General features: G+C 44.5%; 29 protein-coding genes. All 29 read right to left on the bottom strand.

All coding sequences use genetic code 11. From position 1 onward, the window contains the following. Positions 1-11: 11 nt before the first annotated feature. Complete coding sequence (locus tag H4K34_RS13395; RefSeq protein WP_210757896.1) at positions 12-1,316, bottom strand: citrate (Si)-synthase, eukaryotic; 1,305 nt, start codon at positions 1,314-1,316, stop codon at positions 12-14. A 9-nt stretch (positions 1,317-1,325) separates the two neighbouring features. After that, positions 1,326-2,609 (bottom strand): phosphopyruvate hydratase, encoded by a 1,284-nt coding sequence (gene eno / locus H4K34_RS13390; protein WP_210757895.1) that lies wholly within the window; start codon positions 2,607-2,609, stop codon positions 1,326-1,328. Between the two features lie 3 nt (positions 2,610-2,612). Next, positions 2,613-3,722 carry a glutamine-hydrolyzing carbamoyl-phosphate synthase small subunit gene (carA, locus tag H4K34_RS13385; protein WP_210757894.1) on the bottom strand — a complete coding sequence of 370 codons (1,110 nt, stop codon included), beginning with the start codon at positions 3,720-3,722 and terminating at the stop codon, positions 2,613-2,615. Between the two features lie 103 nt (positions 3,723-3,825). Next, positions 3,826-4,398 (bottom strand): 50S ribosomal protein L17, encoded by a 573-nt coding sequence (gene rplQ / locus H4K34_RS13380; protein ID WP_210757893.1) that lies wholly within the window; start codon positions 4,396-4,398, stop codon positions 3,826-3,828. Between the two features lie 7 nt (positions 4,399-4,405). Further along, positions 4,406-5,398: a DNA-directed RNA polymerase subunit alpha gene (locus tag H4K34_RS13375; RefSeq protein WP_210757892.1), complete on the bottom strand. Its 993-nt coding sequence runs from the start codon at positions 5,396-5,398 to the stop codon at positions 4,406-4,408. A 24-nt stretch (positions 5,399-5,422) separates the two neighbouring features. Then, positions 5,423-6,028 carry a 30S ribosomal protein S4 gene (gene rpsD / locus H4K34_RS13370; RefSeq protein ID WP_210757891.1) on the bottom strand — a complete coding sequence of 202 codons (606 nt, stop codon included), beginning with the start codon at positions 6,026-6,028 and terminating at the stop codon, positions 5,423-5,425. A 23-nt stretch (positions 6,029-6,051) separates the two neighbouring features. Then, positions 6,052-6,444 (bottom strand): 30S ribosomal protein S11, encoded by a 393-nt coding sequence (gene rpsK, locus H4K34_RS13365; protein WP_210757890.1) that lies wholly within the window; start codon positions 6,442-6,444, stop codon positions 6,052-6,054. A gap of 12 nt (positions 6,445-6,456) precedes the next feature. Continuing rightward, the gene (rpsM, locus tag H4K34_RS13360) at positions 6,457-6,834 is read right to left on the bottom strand and encodes a 30S ribosomal protein S13 (RefSeq protein WP_210757889.1); all 378 of its coding nucleotides are present in this window, start codon (positions 6,832-6,834) and stop codon (positions 6,457-6,459) included. A 12-nt stretch (positions 6,835-6,846) separates the two neighbouring features. Further along, positions 6,847-6,963 carry a type B 50S ribosomal protein L36 gene (gene ykgO, locus H4K34_RS13355; protein WP_210757888.1) on the bottom strand — a complete coding sequence of 39 codons (117 nt, stop codon included), beginning with the start codon at positions 6,961-6,963 and terminating at the stop codon, positions 6,847-6,849. Positions 6,964-6,967: 4 nt separating this feature from the next. Beyond that, positions 6,968-7,183, bottom strand: a complete 216-nt coding sequence (gene infA, locus H4K34_RS13350; RefSeq protein ID WP_210757887.1) for a translation initiation factor IF-1 — start codon at positions 7,181-7,183, stop codon at positions 6,968-6,970. A 13-nt stretch (positions 7,184-7,196) separates the two neighbouring features. Next, the gene (gene secY, locus H4K34_RS13345) at positions 7,197-8,540 is read right to left on the bottom strand and encodes a preprotein translocase subunit SecY (RefSeq protein ID WP_210757886.1); all 1,344 of its coding nucleotides are present in this window, start codon (positions 8,538-8,540) and stop codon (positions 7,197-7,199) included. A gap of 9 nt (positions 8,541-8,549) precedes the next feature. Next, positions 8,550-8,999 (bottom strand): 50S ribosomal protein L15, encoded by a 450-nt coding sequence (rplO, locus tag H4K34_RS13340; RefSeq protein ID WP_210757885.1) that lies wholly within the window; start codon positions 8,997-8,999, stop codon positions 8,550-8,552. A gap of 24 nt (positions 9,000-9,023) precedes the next feature. After that, positions 9,024-9,206, bottom strand: coding sequence for a 50S ribosomal protein L30 (rpmD, locus tag H4K34_RS13335; protein WP_210757884.1), 183 nt, complete (start codon positions 9,204-9,206; stop codon positions 9,024-9,026). An 11-nt stretch (positions 9,207-9,217) separates the two neighbouring features. Then, positions 9,218-9,742 carry a 30S ribosomal protein S5 gene (gene rpsE, locus H4K34_RS13330; protein ID WP_210757883.1) on the bottom strand — a complete coding sequence of 175 codons (525 nt, stop codon included), beginning with the start codon at positions 9,740-9,742 and terminating at the stop codon, positions 9,218-9,220. A gap of 9 nt (positions 9,743-9,751) precedes the next feature. After that, on the bottom strand, positions 9,752-10,105 hold the full coding sequence (gene rplR / locus H4K34_RS13325; RefSeq protein WP_210757882.1) for a 50S ribosomal protein L18: 354 nt from the start codon (positions 10,103-10,105) through the stop codon (positions 9,752-9,754). Positions 10,106-10,112: 7 nt separating this feature from the next. Then, positions 10,113-10,664 carry a 50S ribosomal protein L6 gene (rplF, locus tag H4K34_RS13320; RefSeq protein ID WP_210757881.1) on the bottom strand — a complete coding sequence of 184 codons (552 nt, stop codon included), beginning with the start codon at positions 10,662-10,664 and terminating at the stop codon, positions 10,113-10,115. Positions 10,665-10,674: 10 nt separating this feature from the next. Beyond that, positions 10,675-11,073, bottom strand: a complete 399-nt coding sequence (gene rpsH / locus H4K34_RS13315; protein WP_210757880.1) for a 30S ribosomal protein S8 — start codon at positions 11,071-11,073, stop codon at positions 10,675-10,677. A 12-nt stretch (positions 11,074-11,085) separates the two neighbouring features. Beyond that, on the bottom strand, positions 11,086-11,355 hold the full coding sequence (gene rpsN / locus H4K34_RS13310; protein ID WP_210757879.1) for a 30S ribosomal protein S14: 270 nt from the start codon (positions 11,353-11,355) through the stop codon (positions 11,086-11,088). A 3-nt stretch (positions 11,356-11,358) separates the two neighbouring features. Then, the gene (gene rplE / locus H4K34_RS13305; RefSeq protein ID WP_210757878.1) at positions 11,359-11,907 is read right to left on the bottom strand and encodes a 50S ribosomal protein L5; all 549 of its coding nucleotides are present in this window, start codon (positions 11,905-11,907) and stop codon (positions 11,359-11,361) included. Continuing rightward, positions 11,907-12,227: a 50S ribosomal protein L24 gene (gene rplX / locus H4K34_RS13300; RefSeq protein ID WP_210757877.1), complete on the bottom strand. Its 321-nt coding sequence runs from the start codon at positions 12,225-12,227 to the stop codon at positions 11,907-11,909. The genes rplE and rplX overlap by 1 nt, the downstream gene beginning before the upstream one ends. An 11-nt stretch (positions 12,228-12,238) precedes the next feature. Continuing rightward, positions 12,239-12,607, bottom strand: a complete 369-nt coding sequence (gene rplN, locus H4K34_RS13295; protein ID WP_210757876.1) for a 50S ribosomal protein L14 — start codon at positions 12,605-12,607, stop codon at positions 12,239-12,241. A gap of 3 nt (positions 12,608-12,610) precedes the next feature. Continuing rightward, the gene (rpsQ, locus tag H4K34_RS13290; protein ID WP_210757875.1) at positions 12,611-12,871 is read right to left on the bottom strand and encodes a 30S ribosomal protein S17; all 261 of its coding nucleotides are present in this window, start codon (positions 12,869-12,871) and stop codon (positions 12,611-12,613) included. 14 nt (positions 12,872-12,885) lie between these two features. Next, positions 12,886-13,086, bottom strand: coding sequence for a 50S ribosomal protein L29 (gene rpmC, locus H4K34_RS13285; RefSeq protein WP_210757874.1), 201 nt, complete (start codon positions 13,084-13,086; stop codon positions 12,886-12,888). A 13-nt stretch (positions 13,087-13,099) separates the two neighbouring features. After that, a complete protein-coding gene (gene rplP / locus H4K34_RS13280; protein ID WP_210757873.1) occupies positions 13,100-13,522 on the bottom strand; it encodes a 50S ribosomal protein L16 in 423 nt (140 codons plus the stop codon). 24 nt (positions 13,523-13,546) lie between these two features. Beyond that, complete coding sequence (rpsC, locus tag H4K34_RS13275) at positions 13,547-14,272, bottom strand: 30S ribosomal protein S3 (RefSeq protein WP_210757872.1); 726 nt, start codon at positions 14,270-14,272, stop codon at positions 13,547-13,549. Positions 14,273-14,276: 4 nt separating this feature from the next. Next, complete coding sequence (rplV, locus tag H4K34_RS13270) at positions 14,277-14,711, bottom strand: 50S ribosomal protein L22 (protein WP_210757871.1); 435 nt, start codon at positions 14,709-14,711, stop codon at positions 14,277-14,279. A 9-nt stretch (positions 14,712-14,720) separates the two neighbouring features. Beyond that, positions 14,721-15,002 carry a 30S ribosomal protein S19 gene (gene rpsS / locus H4K34_RS13265; RefSeq protein ID WP_210757870.1) on the bottom strand — a complete coding sequence of 94 codons (282 nt, stop codon included), beginning with the start codon at positions 15,000-15,002 and terminating at the stop codon, positions 14,721-14,723. 6 nt (positions 15,003-15,008) lie between these two features. Next, a complete protein-coding gene (gene rplB / locus H4K34_RS13260; protein WP_210757869.1) occupies positions 15,009-15,833 on the bottom strand; it encodes a 50S ribosomal protein L2 in 825 nt (274 codons plus the stop codon). Between the two features lie 2 nt (positions 15,834-15,835). Further along, a complete protein-coding gene (gene rplW / locus H4K34_RS13255) occupies positions 15,836-16,126 on the bottom strand; it encodes a 50S ribosomal protein L23 (RefSeq protein ID WP_210757868.1) in 291 nt (96 codons plus the stop codon). Positions 16,127-16,128: the final 2 nt, after the last annotated feature.

Genomic DNA, 16,128 nt, shown 5'->3' with positions numbered 1-16,128 from the left:
TAAAGAAGGGACTAAGCGTCGTATTCTTCTTTCAACAATTTAGTGGTAGTGGATCCAGGACGCTCGATAGGCATTCCTAATGCACGATCCCAGATTAAGCTGGCCAGGGTTCCCAAAGAACGACTTACCCCGAACAATACGGTATAGAAGTCATACTCGGTTAATCCGTAATGCATCAATAACTGTCCACTATGGGCATCCACATTAGGCCATGGGTTTTTCACCTTGCCTAATTCTTCCAATACCGCAGGAACTACTTCGTAAATACGGCTAATCACCTGGAATAACTCATCCTCGGGCATGTGCTTTAAGGCGAATTCACGTTGAGCAGTGTAACGAGGGTCAGTCTTACGCAATACAGCGTGGCCGAATCCTGGAATTACTTTGCCTTCGTCTAAGGTCTTGCGCACATAACCTTCAATGGCATCTTTGCTAGGTAAGCCGCCACCTAATTCGTCGCGCATGGCTAAGGTCCAGCGAATTACTTCCTGATTTGCCAATCCATGCAATGGTCCGGCTAAACCGTTCATTCCGGCAGCGAATGACTGATAAGCATCACTCAAGGCGGATCCTACCAAGTGAATGGTATGACCGGATACATTACCACCTTCATGATCAGAGTGAATGGTAAGGTATATGCGCATTAATTCGCGGAATTCCTCATCATTAAATCCAAGCATATGAGCGAAGTTACCTCCCCAATCCAAGCTTGGATCCGGAGCAATATGATCGCCATTATGGTAAGTACGACGGTAGATATAAGCAGCTACACGGGGAAGACGAGCAATGAGGTTCATTACATCTTCGAAGGTAGGTTGCCAATAATCTTTCTTATTAATTCCATCGCGGTAAGCGGTGTGGAATTCACTCTCAGTACGTAAGGCCATGATGGCAGATACGAACTGAGTCATAGGATGAGTATCGGTTGGCAAAGCATCTAATACCTTAAATACGTGAGCCGGTACATCCGCTCTCTTTTGCCATTCCTTGGTAACCGCTTGCACGGCTTCTTGAGTAGGAAGCTCATCGAATAACATCAGATAAAAGATGCCTTCGGGAAGTGGTTCGTTTCCTCCGGGAGCCTTAGGTAAAAGATCTTGCAATTCAGGGATTGAATATCCGCGGAAGCGAATACCCTCGGCCGGATCTAATTTGGAGGTTTCGGTGATCAGAGCTTTTACACCGCGCATACCGCCGTAAAGCTGACTGATTTTCACCTCACCCACTACTTTATCTCCATGCTTAGCAAGGAAATCTTTGATCTCAGCTGCAGCTGAATCTATTTTAGTAGAAAAGTGCTGTTTTAAATTTTCCATTTACGAATACTATTTTTTAATGAATTTGAATTGGGTACCGAGGTATTTGGCACTCTCGCCTAACATCTCCTCGATACGAAGCAATTGATTGTACTTTGCCATACGATCACTGCGTGAAGCTGAGCCGGTTTTAATCTGACCGGTATTAAGAGCTACTGCCAAATCAGCGATGGTAGAGTCTTCTGTTTCTCCACTACGGTGACTCATTACACAAGTCATATTATTGGCTTGTGCCAGACTCACGGTTTCAATGGTTTCTGTTAAAGTTCCAATCTGGTTCACTTTAATTAAAACAGAATTAGCCGCTTTTTGATCAATCCCCTGCTGAACACGCTCCACATTGGTTACGAATAAATCATCACCAACTAATTGTACGCGATCACCAATAGCTGCATTTAATTGTGTCCATCCGGCCCAATCATCTTCATGCAATCCATCTTCAATCGAAATAATGGGGTATTTGTTCACCCATTCGGTCCAATAAGCGACCATTTCTTCACTGCTGCGCTTGGCACCATCGCTAAAGTGATACATTTTATCATCTGCATGATAAAACTCGCTGGCGGCGGCATCCATGGCAATGTAAATCTCTTCTCCAGCTTTAAAGCCTGCTCTTTCTATCGCAACCAATACCGTTTCGATAGCCTCTTCATTTGATTGAATATTAGGAGCAAAACCTCCTTCATCTCCAACATTGGTGCTGTAACCTTTTTCCTTCAACACACTTTTCAGGTGATGGAAAATTTCTGTTCCCCAGCGTAATCCTTCAGAGAAGCTAGAAGCACCGAAAGGCATAACCATAAATTCCTGAAAGTCGATAGCATTATCAGCATGCTCACCACCATTCAGGATATTCATCATGGGCACGGGTAAGGTGCGAGCATTTACCCCACCTACATAATTGTACAAAGTTTGGCCGGTTTCACTAGCAGCAGCTTTGGCCACGGCTAAGGAAACAGCTAAAATGGCATTCGCTCCTAATTTGGCTTTATTGGGGGTGCCATCCAGATCCAACATACGCTGATCGATGTCAGCCTGGTCAGTAACGAACATCCCGATAATCTCCGGGGCGATCAATTTATTTACGTTATCCACGGCATTCTGCACGCCTTTACCCATCCACTGATCTCCACCATCGCGAAGCTCTACCGCTTCATGAACACCGGTGGAAGCTCCTGAGGGAACTGCTGCACGCCCCAGGGCGCCACTTTCAGTGATTACGTCGACTTCTACTGTAGGATTACCGCGACTGTCGAGAATCTGACGGGCGTGGATGCCGGAAATAATTGCCATTTCTTAGGATTTAGATTGTTTCAGTTGTTCTACGAATTGATCAAAAAGGTATTCAGAATCGTGCGGCCCGGGGAATGCCTCGGGGTGATATTGCACGCTGCTTACCGGTTTATTTTTCAGGCGAATGCCTTGCACGCCATCATCATTTAAATGACGGTGAGTTAATTCTATTTCTGCATGCTCCTCAACGGCATCCATGCTTACCACAAAGCCGTGGTTCTGAGTGGTGATTTCTCCCTTACCGGTTAAGATATTAAGTACCGGGTGGTTAATTCCACGGTGCCCCTGATGCATTTTATAGGTATTTAAGCCCTGTGAAATGGCAATCAGCTGATGCCCAAGACAAATACCAAATACGGGATATCCTGAGTTTACCATATCATTTACGATACTTACCGTGTTTTGCATTGCGGCGGGATCTCCAGGTCCATTGGAAATAAATAATCCATCCGGGGCCCAGGCTTTCATTTCTTCCAAAGAAGTATCCATTGGGAATACCTTCATATAGCAACCGCGATTGGCAAAATGGCGCAAAATATTGCGCTTTACACCTAAGTCGAGAACGGCTAATTTATAAGTGGCATTTTCATCTCCGAAATAATAAGCTTCGGTCGTAGCCACTTTAGAGGAAAGCTCCAGGCCTTCCATTGAGGGCACTTCATTGAGTAGTGCTTTCAGCGCTTCAAGATCATCGGTCTCGGTGCTGATAATAGCGTTCATGGCTCCCTTGCTGCGGATATGACGCACAAGTGCACGAGTATCCACATCAGAGATTACCAGTTTGCCATTCTCTTCGAAGTATTTCAAAAGGGAATTGTTGGCTCCTACCCGACTGTGATCGAAACTAAAGTTCTTACAGATCAATCCGGCAATTTTAATAGAGTCGGACTCTACTTCATCGTCCTTCACTCCATAATTACCGATATGGGCATTGGTAGTAACCATTAACTGACCATAGTAGCTGGGATCAGTGAAGATCTCCTGGTAGCCGGTCATGCCAGTGTTAAAACAAATTTCGCCGGTAGAACTTCCTTCTAAACCGACAGATCTTCCCCAAAATGTAGTTCCATCTTGCAGGACTACAACTGCTTTCTTACGTGTAAAATTGGCCATCTTTCAAAAACTCTTCAAAGTTAATTCCTAAAGCAATCACCCACAAAAAAAGGGATAAGAACTAATGCTCTTATCCCTTTTGTATACGTTAAAAGAAATTCAATTACTCGCCTTTCTTTTCTTCTTCATTCGATTCTTCAGCAGGTGCTTCAGGAGCTTCGGCTTTTGGAGCCTCTTCTACTGCTGGAGTTTCCTCAACTACTACTTCTTCAGCAGCCGCTTCAACAGCCGGAGATGCTTCTTTCTGAGCTTTTCCGGAACCGCCACGACGACTACGCTTAGACTTAGTAGCTTCTTTCTTGGCACTGGTGTAGATTTCGTTGAAATCAACCAGTTCGATCATACACATCTCGGCGTTATCACCTAAACGAGTACCGGTTTTAATGATACGAGTGTATCCACCGGGACGATCACCAACTTTGGCAGCCACTTCACGGAACAATTCAGTAACCGCATTTTTATTCTTCAAATAAGAGAATACAATACGACGGTTGTGAGTGCTGTCGGTTTTTGATTTAGTGATCAACGGCTCCACAAACAATTTCAAAGCCTTGGCTTTGGCAACGGTGGTGTTAATACGCTTGTGTTCAATAAGGCTGTTTGCCATATTGGCCAGCATAGCCTTGCGGTGTGCTGACTTTCTACCGAGATGATTTATTTTCTTTCCGTGTCTCATCGGTTAACTAGTCCTTGTCTAATTTGTATTTAGAGATATCCATACCGAAGTTTAATCCCTTGCTTTCCACTAATTCGTCAAGTTCTGTAAGAGATTTCTTACCGAAGTTGCGGAATTTCATCAGATCGCTCTTGGTGTAAGTTACCAAATCTCCCAAGGTATCAACTTCAGCTGCTTTCAAGCAGTTCAACGCACGAACTGAAAGATCCATATCTACCAATTTGGTTTTAAGCAATTGGCGCATGTGAAGGATTTCTTCATCGTACTTATCAGCCTCAGAAGAGGAATTGTCTTCTAAAGAGATCTTTTCATCGCTCACCAACATAAAGTGTTGGATCAAGATTTTAGCGGCTTCAGTAAGTGCTTTCTTAGGATGAATAGAACCATCAGTGGTGATGTCTAAGATCAACTTTTCGAAGTCGGTCTTTTGTTCCACACGATAGTTTTCGATGCTGTACTTCACATTCTTGATGGGAGTATAGATAGCATCTACAGCGATGGTTCCGATGGGAGCACCACTTTTCTTGTTTTCCTCAGCAGGCACGTAACCACGACCTTTCTCAACGGTGATGTCCATGGTAATGGTCACTGAAGGATCGAGATTACAAATTACCAAGTCTGGATTCAGTACCTGGAAAGAGCTGGCAAATTTACCGATATCACCGGCGGTGATACGTTCTTGGCCGCTAATGCTCACATTGATATTCTCAGTTTCGTTCTCCTCAATCTGACGCTTAAAGCGTACTTGTTTAAGGTTAAGAACGATTTCAGTAACGTCTTCTACCACACCTTTAATGGTGGAGAACTCGTGGTCCACTCCTTCGATGCGAACAGAAGTGATGGCGAAGCCCTCCAGTGATGACAAAAGAACCCGACGCAGCGCGTTTCCTACGGTGAGACCGTAACCGGGCTCCAAAGGCCTGAACTCAAATTGACCTTCAGTGTCGGTCGCTTGATTCATAATAACCTGATCAGGCTTCTGGAAATTTAAAATCGCCATAAGGGTAGGGATTAAGATTATTAATTATTTAGAGTACAATTCTACGATGAGCTGCTCCTTGATGTTTTCAGGAACTTGAGCTCTCATAGGTACGCTCAGCATTTTACCGCTGTGTGAAGACTCATTCCATTCTAACCATTCTAATGGTTCTTTGCGAACGGATAATGAATCAGATACCACTTGAAGTGATTTGGATTTCTCGCGCACAGCGATGATATCTCCAACTTTCACGTGGTAAGAAGGAATATTGTTCACCTCACCATTTACAGTGACATGACGGTGACCTACCAACTGACGTGCAGCACGACGGGTTGGAGCAATCCCTAAACGGTACACGATATTGTCTAAGCGGCTTTCACATAATTGAAGTAATACCTCACCGGTAATACCTTTTGCACGTGAAGCACGATCAAACATATTCGCGAACTGACGTTCCAGAATACCGTAAGTGTATTTTGCCTTTTGCTTTTCAGCTAACTGAATAGCATATTCCGATTTCTTCCCGCGACGACGGTTAGGACCGTGTTGACCGGGAGGATAGTTTTTTCTTTCTAAGGCACGATCAGGACCGAAAATAGGGTCTTGGAATTTACGTGCGATCTTGGAAACGGGGCCTGTGTATCTAGCCATTACTCTTTAATCTAAATCGGTGATTAAACTCTTCTTCTCTTGGGTGGACGACATCCATTGTGAGGAATTGGGGTTACGTCAACAATCTCAGTAACCTCTACTCCACTGTTGTGGATGCTACGGATAGCAGATTCACGACCATTACCTGGTCCTTTAACGTAAACCTTTACCTTTTTCAATCCGTATTCTGCAGCTTTAGTTGCACAGTCCTCGGCTGCCATTTGAGCAGCGTAAGGAGTGTTTTTCTTAGAACCACGGAATCCCATTTTACCGGCGCTAGACCAAGAAATAACTTGACCGCGAGTATTGGTAAGCGAGATAATGATGTTATTGAATGTAGCGTTGATATGCGCCTCTCCGGCCGCTTCAACCACCACATTACGCTTCTTAGTAACTTTTCCTTGCTTCTTTGCCATGATGCGTCAATATTATTTAGTGGCCTTCTTCTTGTTGGCAACGGTCTTACGACGACCTTTACGCGTACGAGAGTTATTCTTGGTGCGCTGACCGCGAAGTGGCAAGCCGGCACGATGACGAATACCACGATTGCAACCAATATCCATCAAACGCTTGATGTTCAATTGGATCTCAGAACGCAGTTCACCTTCCACGGTGTAATTTTCAGAAATAACTCGACGGATGGTGGTCAACTGATCGTCGTCCCATTCGCTAACCTTGATATTTGGGTCGATTTCGGCCTCTTCGAGGATCTTTACAGCACGGCTGCGGCCAATGCCGAAGATATAGGTAAGGCCAATCTCGCCTCGCTTATTTTTCGGTAAATCAATACCAGCAATTCTCGCCATATCAGCTAAATATTAACCTTGTCTTTGTTTGAACTTGGGATTCTTCTTGTTGATCACGTACAGCTTGCCTTTACGACGTACGATCTTGCAATCTGCACTTCTTTTTTTCAATGATGCTCTTACTTTCATAATCTTAGTAGCGGTAAGTAATACGACCTTTGCTTAAATCATAGGGTGACATTTCAAGTTTCACTTTGTCACCGGGTAAAAGTTTAATGTAGTTCATTCGCATTTTTCCGGAGATGTGCGCAGTAATAACGTGTCCATTCTCCAATTCAACCCGGAACATTGCATTGCTCAATGCCTCTACAATAGTTCCGTCTTGTTCAATTGCCGATTGTTTCGCCATAGTGTTCTTCTCCTTAGAATGCGCTAACTGCTCTTCCTTTTAATTTTCCGTTTTTCATCAAACCATCATAATGACGATTCAATAGGTAGCTCTCTATTTGCTGTAGAGTATCCAATACTACACCCACCATAATGAGTAAGCTTGTACCTCCATAGAAATATGCGAACTGAGTATTTACACCAGCGATCATCGCGAAGGCTGGTAAAATGGCCAAAATGGCCAGAAAAATGGATCCCGGTAAGGTGATACGAGACAGTACCGTGTCCAAGAATTCTGCAGTCGATTTACCCGGTTTAATACCCGGAATAAAACCACCGTTGCGCTTCAGGTCTTCAGCCATTTGATTAGTGTTAACCTGAATTGCAGTATAGAAATAGGTAAATAAGATAATCAGTACGGCAAACACAAAGTTGTACCAGAATCCCTGAATATCGCTGAAGGCTGTAATTAACCATCCGCCGCTCGCATCTTCACCAGCCGCGGTGTAGCTAAGGATGGTTACCGGAATAAACATGATTGCTTGCGCAAAAATGATCGGCATTACACCAGAAGCATTCACCTTAAGAGGAATATATTGACGAGCCATATTACCGGTAAAGGTGCGTCCTCCAGTAGTACGCTTAGCATACTGTACAGGAACACGACGTACCGCTTGTACTAGGGCAACCGCCAAAAGAATAACAATAATCAATGCTGCGATCTCTACCACAAAGAGTACCATACCACCACCACTGCGTTCCAATTTAGAAACGAGTTCTTGTAAGAAGGCCTGAGGTAAGCTGGCGATAATACCCACCATAATAAGAAGGGAGATACCATTACCAATTCCTTTGTCAGTAATACGCTCACCTAACCACATGGCGAAAATGGTACCAGCAGTAAGAACTACGATACTCAACAACCAGAAAGTTTGACCACTTACGGTTGTTTCCACACCTTGTGCCATCAGGTTGGCAACATAACCCGGAGCCTGTGCCATGGTAATCCCTATGGTTAAGATCCGAGTGATTTGATTCAGTTTACGACGGCCACTCTCTCCTTCCTTTTGCATCTTTTGGATGGTAGGAACGGCCATACCGAGAAGCTGAATTACGATACTGGCAGAGATATAGGGCATAATTCCCAATGCCAGAATAGAGGCATTTGCGAAGGCTCCTCCGGTGAAGGCATTCAAAATACCAATTAAACCACCATCAGCTTGACTTTGCAAAGATGTAAGGGTTTCGGTATTAACGCCAGGAAGAACCACGTTGGAACCTAAGCGATAAATAAGCAAAAGACCTAAGGTTAAAAGAATCTTTTCCCTTAGTTCTTGGATTGCCCAGATATTCTTGATCGTATCGATAAATCGCTTCATGCTCCGGTTTTATACAGTTTTAGCTTCGCCTCCTTGGGCCTCGATCGCTGCTTTAGCGCTGGCAGAGAAAGCGTGTGCTTCTACGTTCAACTTTGCGGTCAATTCGCCACGTCCAAGAATCTTAACGCGATCATTCTTAGCGATCAATCCGTTATCGATAAGGCTTTGTACGGTTAAATCACCACTAATTTTACCGTTGTCTACTAAAGACTGTAAAGTATCGAGGTTAATACCATTATACTCTACACGATTAGGGTTTTTGAAACCGAACTTGGGTACACGACGCTGTAATGGCATCTGACCACCCTCAAAACCAATCTTGGACTTATATCCACTGCGAGACTTGGCACCTTTGTGACCACGGGTAGAAGTACCACCATGTCCACTTCCCTCACCGCGGGCGATGCGCTTTGTGTTCTTTACAGAACCTTCCGCAGGTTTTAAATTATTCAAGCTCATTATACTATCTTTCTATGCGTTAGCTTAGTTCAACTCTTCCACTTCCAATAGGTGGGCTACTTTACGCACCATACCTAAAATTTGAGGAGTGGCTTCATGTTCAACCACTTGGTTCATCTTACGCAGGCCTAAGGCCTCCAAGGTACGTTTTTGATCCTCGGGACGCTTGATTTTGCTGCGTACTTGTTTAACTCTGATCTTAGCCATGAAACTATATCTTAACCGTTAAATACTTTATCCACGCTAATACCGCGAGTCTTAGCAATCGCACCAGCATCACGCAATGAAAGCAATGCGTCGAAGGTAGCTTTTACCACGTTGTGAGGGTTAGAAGAACCTTTAGACTTGGCAAGTACATCATGTACACCAAGGCTCTCTAAAACCGCACGCATCGCACCACCGGCAATTACTCCGGTACCGTTTGATGCAGGACGTAGGAATACGCGAGCTCCTCCGAATTTACCATCCTGCTGATGAGGAATAGTATTCTTCACGAGCGGAATACGTACCAAATTCTTCTTGGCATCTTCAATACCTTTCTGAATGGCTTCGGATACTTCCTTGCTTTTTCCCAATCCGTAACCGGCAACCCCGTTTTCATCTCCTACCACAACGATGGCAGAGAAACCGAAGGTACGTCCACCTTTGGTCACTTTGGTTACCCGTTGAATGCCTACTACGCGGTCAGTTAATTCCAGACCACTCGGCTTTACGCGTTGAATATTTTTGTGTCCTTTAATCATGGGATTTTCTTAAAATTTTAATCCACCTTCGCGAGCACCTTCAGCTAAAGCTTTAACCCGTCCGTGATATAAATACCCACCACGGTCGAAGGTGCAAGTTTCGAGGCCTGCTTCTGTGGCTTTCTTAGCCAAGGCAGAGCCTACAGCTTTCGCCATATCCGACTTGGTTCCTTCTTTGCTGATCTCTTTATCCAAAGAAGATGCAGCAGCCAAAGTTTTACCACTCACGTCGTCGATTAACTGAGCGTAAATTTCTTTATTGGAACGGAAAACCGACAAGCGAGGAATACTATTAGTACCGCTTACTTTTTTACGAATCCGGTTGCGGATTCGGGTTCTTCTTTCTGTTTTAGTCAGTGCCATGTCTTAATTATTTACTAGCAGTTTTACCAGCCTTTCTACGGATGTACTCACCTACAAAGCGAACACCTTTTCCTTTGTAAGGCTCTGGCTTACGGAAAGAACGAATCTTAGCCGCTACCATACCAACCAGTTGCTTGTCGTGACTCTTAAGGATTACAATCGGGTTCTTACCTTTTTCAGCTACGGTCTCAATCTTAACCTCTTGAGGCACCTCAAGAACGATATTATGAGAGTATCCTAAAGAAAGATCCAAAAGTTGTCCCTGGTTGGTTGCACGATAACCTACACCTACCAGTTCTAATTTCTTTTCGAAACCTTCAGAAACACCAATTACCATATTGTTGATTAAAGCACGGTACAAACCATGGTCGGCACGCGATTGCTTTTCATCATTCTTACGGCTCACAGTGATGGTATTATCTTCGATGCTCAACTCCACACTGTCAGAAACAGTCTGCTGAAGCTCACCTAATTTACCCTTCACGGCAACCACACCATCCTTGAAGCTTACTTCAACTCCGGCTGGGATACTAATGGGGGCTTTTCCTACTCGTGACATCTCTTAAATTTTAGTATACGTAGCAAAGAACTTCGCCACCTACATTCTCTTTACGGGCCTCTTTATCGGTCATCACTCCTTTCGAAGTAGATACGATAGCAATACCCAAACCATTGATTACCCGTGGCATGTTTGCACTGCCGGTATAAGTACGTAAACCTGGCTTACTAACACGCTTCAAAGAACGGATAGCGGGCTCATTGGTAATACGATCATATTTCAAAGCAATTTTGATAGTGCCTTGAGGTCCTTCTTCCAGGATTTTGTGGTTCAGGATATAACCCTGATCCTGAAGAATTTTAGTGATTTCCTTCTTCAAGTTAGAAGCAGGGATTTCCACTACTTTGTGTCCGGCCAAAATGGCGTTACGAACACGGTTCAAATAATCTGCAATTGGATCTGTAATCATCTCTAAACCTTTTTACCAACTGGCTTTTTTAACTCCTGGGATCAGACCATCATTGGCCATCTCTCTAAAGGTTACCCGGTTAATTCCGAACTGGCGCATGTATCCACGTGGACGACCGGTAAGCTTGCAACGATTGTGCAGACGCACAGGAGAAGCATTCTTAGGAAGCTTTTGTAAAGCTTCATAATCACCGGCTGCTTTGAGCTCGGCACGCTTCTGAGCGTATTTGGCTACCAGCTTTTCGCGTTTGCGCTCGCGCGCTTTCATTGATTCTTTCGCCATGTCTTATTTTTTGAAGGGTAAACCAAAGTTCTTCAACAATGCCAAAGCTTCTTTATCGGTTTCAGCGGAAGTCACAAAAGTGATATCCATACCGGTAATGCGTGGCACTCTGTCAATATTCATCTCGGGGAAGATGATCTGCTCGGTAATACCTAAGGTATAGTTACCACGACCATCAAAACCATTATTCTTGATTCCGTTAAAGTCACGAATACGTGGTAATGCAGACCACAATAAACGCTCGAGGAATTCGAACATGCGCTCGCCGCGAAGAGTCACTTTAGCTCCGATAGGCATGCCTTTACGAAGTTTAAAGTTTGAGATATCCTTGCGGGAATAAGTAACGATCGCTTTCTGACCAGCAATCATAGACATTTGCTCAACCGCTTGCTCAACCAGTTTCTTATCTCCGGTAGCTTCACCTACACCTTGAGAAAGAACGATCTTTTTCAAGCGAGGAACTTCCATGCGATTCTGATATCCGAATTCTTCGGTAAGAGCCGGAACGATCTGCTCCTGGTACTTATCTTTTAATTTGGTAGAAAAATCCATTACTTAATAATCTCTTGAGTTTTCTTTGAATACCGTACTAGCTTACCATTCTCGTCAGCTTTACGACCTACGCGGGTGGGCTCACCATTAGCGGGATCGATCAACATCAATTTTGATAGGTAAACAGGAGCTTCTACTTCTTCGATTCCTCCCTGAGGATCGGTAGCGCTAGGTTTCTTGTGTTTCTTAACCACATTGATACCTTCCACGATCGCCTTTCCTTTTTTAGGAAGCATCTCTAGTACTGTACCCTCCTTGCCTTTGTCTTCGCCGGAGAGAACAACTACTTTATCACCTTTTTTGATATGAAATTTGGCCATTGTTCTTTCGTTTAAAGTACCTCAGGGGCTAGTGATACAATCTTCATATACTGCTTATCGCGAAGTTCACGAGCAACGGGTCCGAATACACGGGTACCACGCATTTCATTATTCGCATTCAGTAATACACAAGCATTATCATCAAAACGGATATAAGATCCATCAGGACGACGAACCTCTTTTTTTGTGCGAACCACTACCGCTTTGGATACTTGTCCTTTCTTGGCATTACCGGAAGGAGTAGATTCCTTGATAGAAACCACGATGCGGTCTCCAACGGAAGCATAACGACGACCGGTACCTCCCAACACACGAATTACCAGAACTTCCTTGGCCCCGGTGTTATCCGCTACTTTAAGTCTAGATTCCTGTTGTAACATCGCTTACTTCGCTCTTTCAATGATTTCTACTAGTCTCCAGTTCTTGGTCTTGCTCAGGGGACGAGTTTCCATAATGCGTACGGTATCACCGATATTGCACTCATTCTTCTCATCGTGAGCATGAAACTTCTTGGTAAGCTTAATAAACTTACCGTACATAGGGTGCTTTTGCTTTTTCTCTACCGACACCACGATGGACTTGGCCATTTTGTTGCTGGTAACTACCCCGATACGTTCTTTACGCAAGTTTCTTTTGTGTTCCATTTTGAACAGTCTTATTAAGATGCGCTTTCTTCAGAACGAGCACGAAGCTCAGTACTCAAGCGAGCGATCAACTTTCTTTTTTCTTTCAATTCCACAGGATTCTCTAAGGGAGAAATGTGGTGCGCCATACGCAACTTGTCGTAATTGATCTTCTCCTCAGCTACTTGATCGGAGATTTCTTGCGTGGTCATTTCTCTAATTACGGATGCCTTCATCTTTCAATCTTAATTAGGCACCGGTATAATCCCGGCGAACGATAAACTTACATTTAACGGGAAGCTTCTGAGCGGCCAAACGCAATGCCTCTTGAGCGATCTCTTGGTTCACACCATCAAGTTCGAAGAGGATACGTCCGGGACGAACAACAGCAACCCAGTGATCCAAGGCACCTTTACCTTTACCCATCCGTACTTCGGCTGGCTTTTTGGTAATGGGCTTATCGGGGAAAATACGGATCCACAACTGACCTTCACGTTTCATATAACGGGTAGCTGCAATACGTGCTGCCTCGATCTGACGTGAGGTGATGAAAACCGAATCCATCGCTTTCAGACCGAAACTACCGAAAGCAATCTCTACACCGCGCTGGGAGTTACCCTTCATGCGGCCTTTAAACTGCTTTCTGTGTTTTGTTTTCTTAGGTTGTAACATCTTTCAATATTTTAAGCGGTCTGCTTATTTTCTTTTTCTTCTGTTACGTCCGCCACCTGCATTGGCTCCACCAGCCGGTCCATTGCTCTTCTTAGCAGTACCGAATGGGTTGCTCAGGTCGCGTTTTCCGTATACTTCTCCTTTCATGATCCATACTTTGATCCCCAAACGACCATAGGTAGTGTGAGCTTCTGTCAAAGCATAGTCAATGTCTGCGCGGAAAGTGTGCAAGGGTGTACGTCCGTCTTTATACATTTCGGAACGCGCCATTTCCGCACCGTTCAAACGACCAGAAACCATAATCTTAATCCCTTCAGCTCCCATACGCATCGAAGCGGCAATAGCCATTTTCACAGCACGACGGTAAGAGATACGTCCTTCAATTTGGCGGGCGATAGAATCAGCCACCAGTTTGGCATCTAGTTCAGGACGCTTGATCTCGAAAATGTTAATCTGAACTTCTTTCTTGGTGAGCTTTTTAAGCTCCTCCTTCAATTTATCAACTTCCTGACCACCTTTACCGATGATAATACCAGGACGACTGGTAGTAATGGTAATGGTAACCAGTTTAAGGGTACGCTCAATAATGATACGGCTAACGCTGGCCTTATTTAAACGTGCGTACAAGTAATTGCGGATTTTGGCATCTTCCGCGATCTTGTCGCCATAATTACGGCCACCGTACCAATTGCTATCCCAGCCGCGGATAAATCCTAATCGGTTTCCTATTGGATTAGTCTTCTGTCCCATGCGGTTATTCGTTTACTTCGTTAGATTCTGCGGCTGCTTCGTCGTTGCTACGAGCATCTACCACAATGGTTACATGATTACTGCGTTTGCGAATGCGGTGAGCACGTCCTTGTGGGGCGGCTTGAATACGCTTCAACATACGAGCGGAGTCAACCTGAATGCTGGAAACAAATAATCCGGCATCTTCGATACGCTCTCCTTCATTCTTCTGCTCCCAGTTGTTAATCGCTGAGCGCAATAATTTTTCCATGGGGATACTGGCATGCTTAGGGCTGTACTTCAAGAGGTACAAAGCTTTTTCAACATCCATTCCACGTACCATATCAGCTACCAAACGCATCTTGCGAGGGCTGGTTGGGTAATTGCGCAGCTGAGCAATCGCCACGTTCTTACGGGCTTCCTTTCTTGCTTCAGCAGATTGTTTCTTTCTAGATCCCATAACCTATTCTTAGCGCTTACCTTTATCTTTCTTATTACCACCGTGTCCACGGAAGGTACGAGTCAATGCAAATTCACCGAATTTGTGACCTACCATGTTTTCAGTTACAAAAACAGGAACAAAGGTTCTTCCGTTGTGTACAGCTATAGTCTGACCTACTGCTTCAGGAAAGATCATGGAGGCACGGCTGTAAGTCTTAATTACCGACTTCTTACCGCTATCGGCTTGTGCCAATACTCGCTGCTCCAGCTTATGGTGAATAAAAGGACCTTTTTTTAGTGATCTCGCCATAGCTAATTACTTTTTACGTCTTTCAATGATATACTTGTTCGAAGCCTTCTTAGGAGTACGAGTTTTGTACCCTTTGGCTGGAATACCAGTACGTGAACGTGGATGGCCACCGCTGGCACGACCTTCACCACCACCCATGGGGTGATCTACTGGGTTCATCGCTACACCACGAACGCGAGGACGACGGCCTAACCAACGGCTACGACCTGCCTTACCACTACGCTCTAACTGGTGATCTGAGTTTCCGATAGCACCAATGGTAGCTTTACAAGTAGTCAAGATCATACGGGTTTCACCGCTAGGCATTTTCACGATAGCATACTTACCATCGCGAGCCGCTAATTGGGCAAAAGATCCGGCAGAACGTGCAATGATTGCTCCTTGTCCAGGACGCATCTCAATGCAACTGATTACTGTACCTAAAGGAATATTCTCTAGGAACATGGTGTTACCGATTTCAGGAGTAGCATCTTTACCACTTAATACCTGCTGCCCAACTTGTAAACCGTTAGGAGCGATAATGTAACGCTTCTCTCCATCTGCATAAAACAACAAAGCCACGCGAGCTGAACGGTTAGGATCATACTCGATTGACTTTACAGTTGCAGGAACGCCGTCTTTTTCGCGTTTGAAATCGATCACACGATAACGACGTTTATGACCACCACCTAACTGGCGAACAGTCATTTTACCACTATTGTTACGTCCGCCCGACTTAGACTTCCCTTTTACAAGAGACTTCTCAGGCTTGCTGGCGGTTACAGTTTCAAACTGACCTACAACCTTAAAACGCTGTCCGGGAGTAACCGGATTTAACTTACGTACAGCCATGATTATATTTCGCTATAGAGGTCAATAGTTTCACCACTGCGAACCTGCACAATGGCTTTCTTATACTTACCAGTGTTACCACGGGTAATACCTTGTTTGGTATAGCGGAACTTGCTCTTACCTGGCATTACCATAGTTTTTACACTTTCTACGTTTACACCGTAGAGCTCTTCCACTGCCTTGCGGATCTCAACCTTGTTGGCATCCACCGCAACTTCGAAAGCAAAACGATTATTGTCTTCGCTATCAGCGGTAGCCTTCTCAGTGATGATTGGTTTGATCAAAATGCCCATGG

This window comes from Croceimicrobium hydrocarbonivorans (assembly GCF_014524565.1).
In the GTDB taxonomy this organism is placed as follows: Bacteria; Bacteroidota; Bacteroidia; order Flavobacteriales; family Schleiferiaceae; genus Croceimicrobium; species Croceimicrobium hydrocarbonivorans.
Note: the sequence above shows the minus strand (reverse complement) of the source record. Positions and strands in the feature narration are given on the sequence as shown.

Bases quoted from the DNA above. Each gene is read 5' to 3' on its own strand.
- ykgO (WP_210757888.1), bottom strand. From the start codon at position 6,963: ATGAAAGTAAGAGCATCATTGAAAAAAAGAAGTGCAGATTGCAAGATC.
- infA (WP_210757887.1), bottom strand. From the start codon at position 7,183: ATGGCGAAACAATCGGCAATTGAACAAGACGGAACTATTGTAGAGGCA.
- rpsQ (WP_210757875.1), bottom strand. From the start codon at position 12,871: ATGGAACACAAAAGAAACTTGCGTAAAGAACGTATCGGGGTAGTTACC.
- rpsK (WP_210757890.1), bottom strand. From the start codon at position 6,444: ATGGCAAAGAAGCAAGGAAAAGTTACTAAGAAGCGTAATGTGGTGGTT.
- rplQ (WP_210757893.1), bottom strand. From the start codon at position 4,398: ATGAGACACGGAAAGAAAATAAATCATCTCGGTAGAAAGTCAGCACAC.
- rplV (WP_210757871.1), bottom strand. From the start codon at position 14,711: ATGGGATCTAGAAAGAAACAATCTGCTGAAGCAAGAAAGGAAGCCCGT.
- rpsH (WP_210757880.1), bottom strand. From the start codon at position 11,073: ATGATTACAGATCCAATTGCAGATTATTTGAACCGTGTTCGTAACGCC.
- rpsN (WP_210757879.1), bottom strand. From the start codon at position 11,355: ATGGCGAAAGAATCAATGAAAGCGCGCGAGCGCAAACGCGAAAAGCTG.
- rplB (WP_210757869.1), bottom strand. From the start codon at position 15,833: ATGGCTGTACGTAAGTTAAATCCGGTTACTCCCGGACAGCGTTTTAAG.
- rplX (WP_210757877.1), bottom strand. From the start codon at position 12,227: ATGGCCAAATTTCATATCAAAAAAGGTGATAAAGTAGTTGTTCTCTCC.
- rpsM (WP_210757889.1), bottom strand. From the start codon at position 6,834: ATGGCGAGAATTGCTGGTATTGATTTACCGAAAAATAAGCGAGGCGAG.
- rplR (WP_210757882.1), bottom strand. From the start codon at position 10,105: ATGGCACTGACTAAAACAGAAAGAAGAACCCGAATCCGCAACCGGATT.
- secY (WP_210757886.1), bottom strand. From the start codon at position 8,540: ATGAAGCGATTTATCGATACGATCAAGAATATCTGGGCAATCCAAGAA.
- H4K34_RS13395 (WP_210757896.1), bottom strand. From the start codon at position 1,316: ATGGAAAATTTAAAACAGCACTTTTCTACTAAAATAGATTCAGCTGCA.
- rpsE (WP_210757883.1), bottom strand. From the start codon at position 9,742: ATGATTAAAGGACACAAAAATATTCAACGCGTAAAGCCGAGTGGTCTG.
- eno (WP_210757895.1), bottom strand. From the start codon at position 2,609: ATGGCAATTATTTCCGGCATCCACGCCCGTCAGATTCTCGACAGTCGC.
- rplO (WP_210757885.1), bottom strand. From the start codon at position 8,999: ATGAGCTTGAATAATTTAAAACCTGCGGAAGGTTCTGTAAAGAACACA.
- rplN (WP_210757876.1), bottom strand. From the start codon at position 12,607: ATGTTACAACAGGAATCTAGACTTAAAGTAGCGGATAACACCGGGGCC.
- H4K34_RS13375 (WP_210757892.1), bottom strand. From the start codon at position 5,398: ATGGCGATTTTAAATTTCCAGAAGCCTGATCAGGTTATTATGAATCAA.
- rpsD (WP_210757891.1), bottom strand. From the start codon at position 6,028: ATGGCTAGATACACAGGCCCCGTTTCCAAGATCGCACGTAAATTCCAA.
- rplE (WP_210757878.1), bottom strand. From the start codon at position 11,907: ATGGATTTTTCTACCAAATTAAAAGATAAGTACCAGGAGCAGATCGTT.
- rplF (WP_210757881.1), bottom strand. From the start codon at position 10,664: ATGTCACGAGTAGGAAAAGCCCCCATTAGTATCCCAGCCGGAGTTGAA.
- rpmC (WP_210757874.1), bottom strand. From the start codon at position 13,086: ATGAAGGCATCCGTAATTAGAGAAATGACCACGCAAGAAATCTCCGAT.
- rplW (WP_210757868.1), bottom strand. From the start codon at position 16,126: ATGGGCATTTTGATCAAACCAATCATCACTGAGAAGGCTACCGCTGAT.
- rplP (WP_210757873.1), bottom strand. From the start codon at position 13,522: ATGTTACAACCTAAGAAAACAAAACACAGAAAGCAGTTTAAAGGCCGC.
- rpsS (WP_210757870.1), bottom strand. From the start codon at position 15,002: ATGGCGAGATCACTAAAAAAAGGTCCTTTTATTCACCATAAGCTGGAG.
- carA (WP_210757894.1), bottom strand. From the start codon at position 3,722: ATGGCCAATTTTACACGTAAGAAAGCAGTTGTAGTCCTGCAAGATGGA.
- rpsC (WP_210757872.1), bottom strand. From the start codon at position 14,272: ATGGGACAGAAGACTAATCCAATAGGAAACCGATTAGGATTTATCCGC.
- rpmD (WP_210757884.1), bottom strand. From the start codon at position 9,206: ATGGCTAAGATCAGAGTTAAACAAGTACGCAGCAAAATCAAGCGTCCC.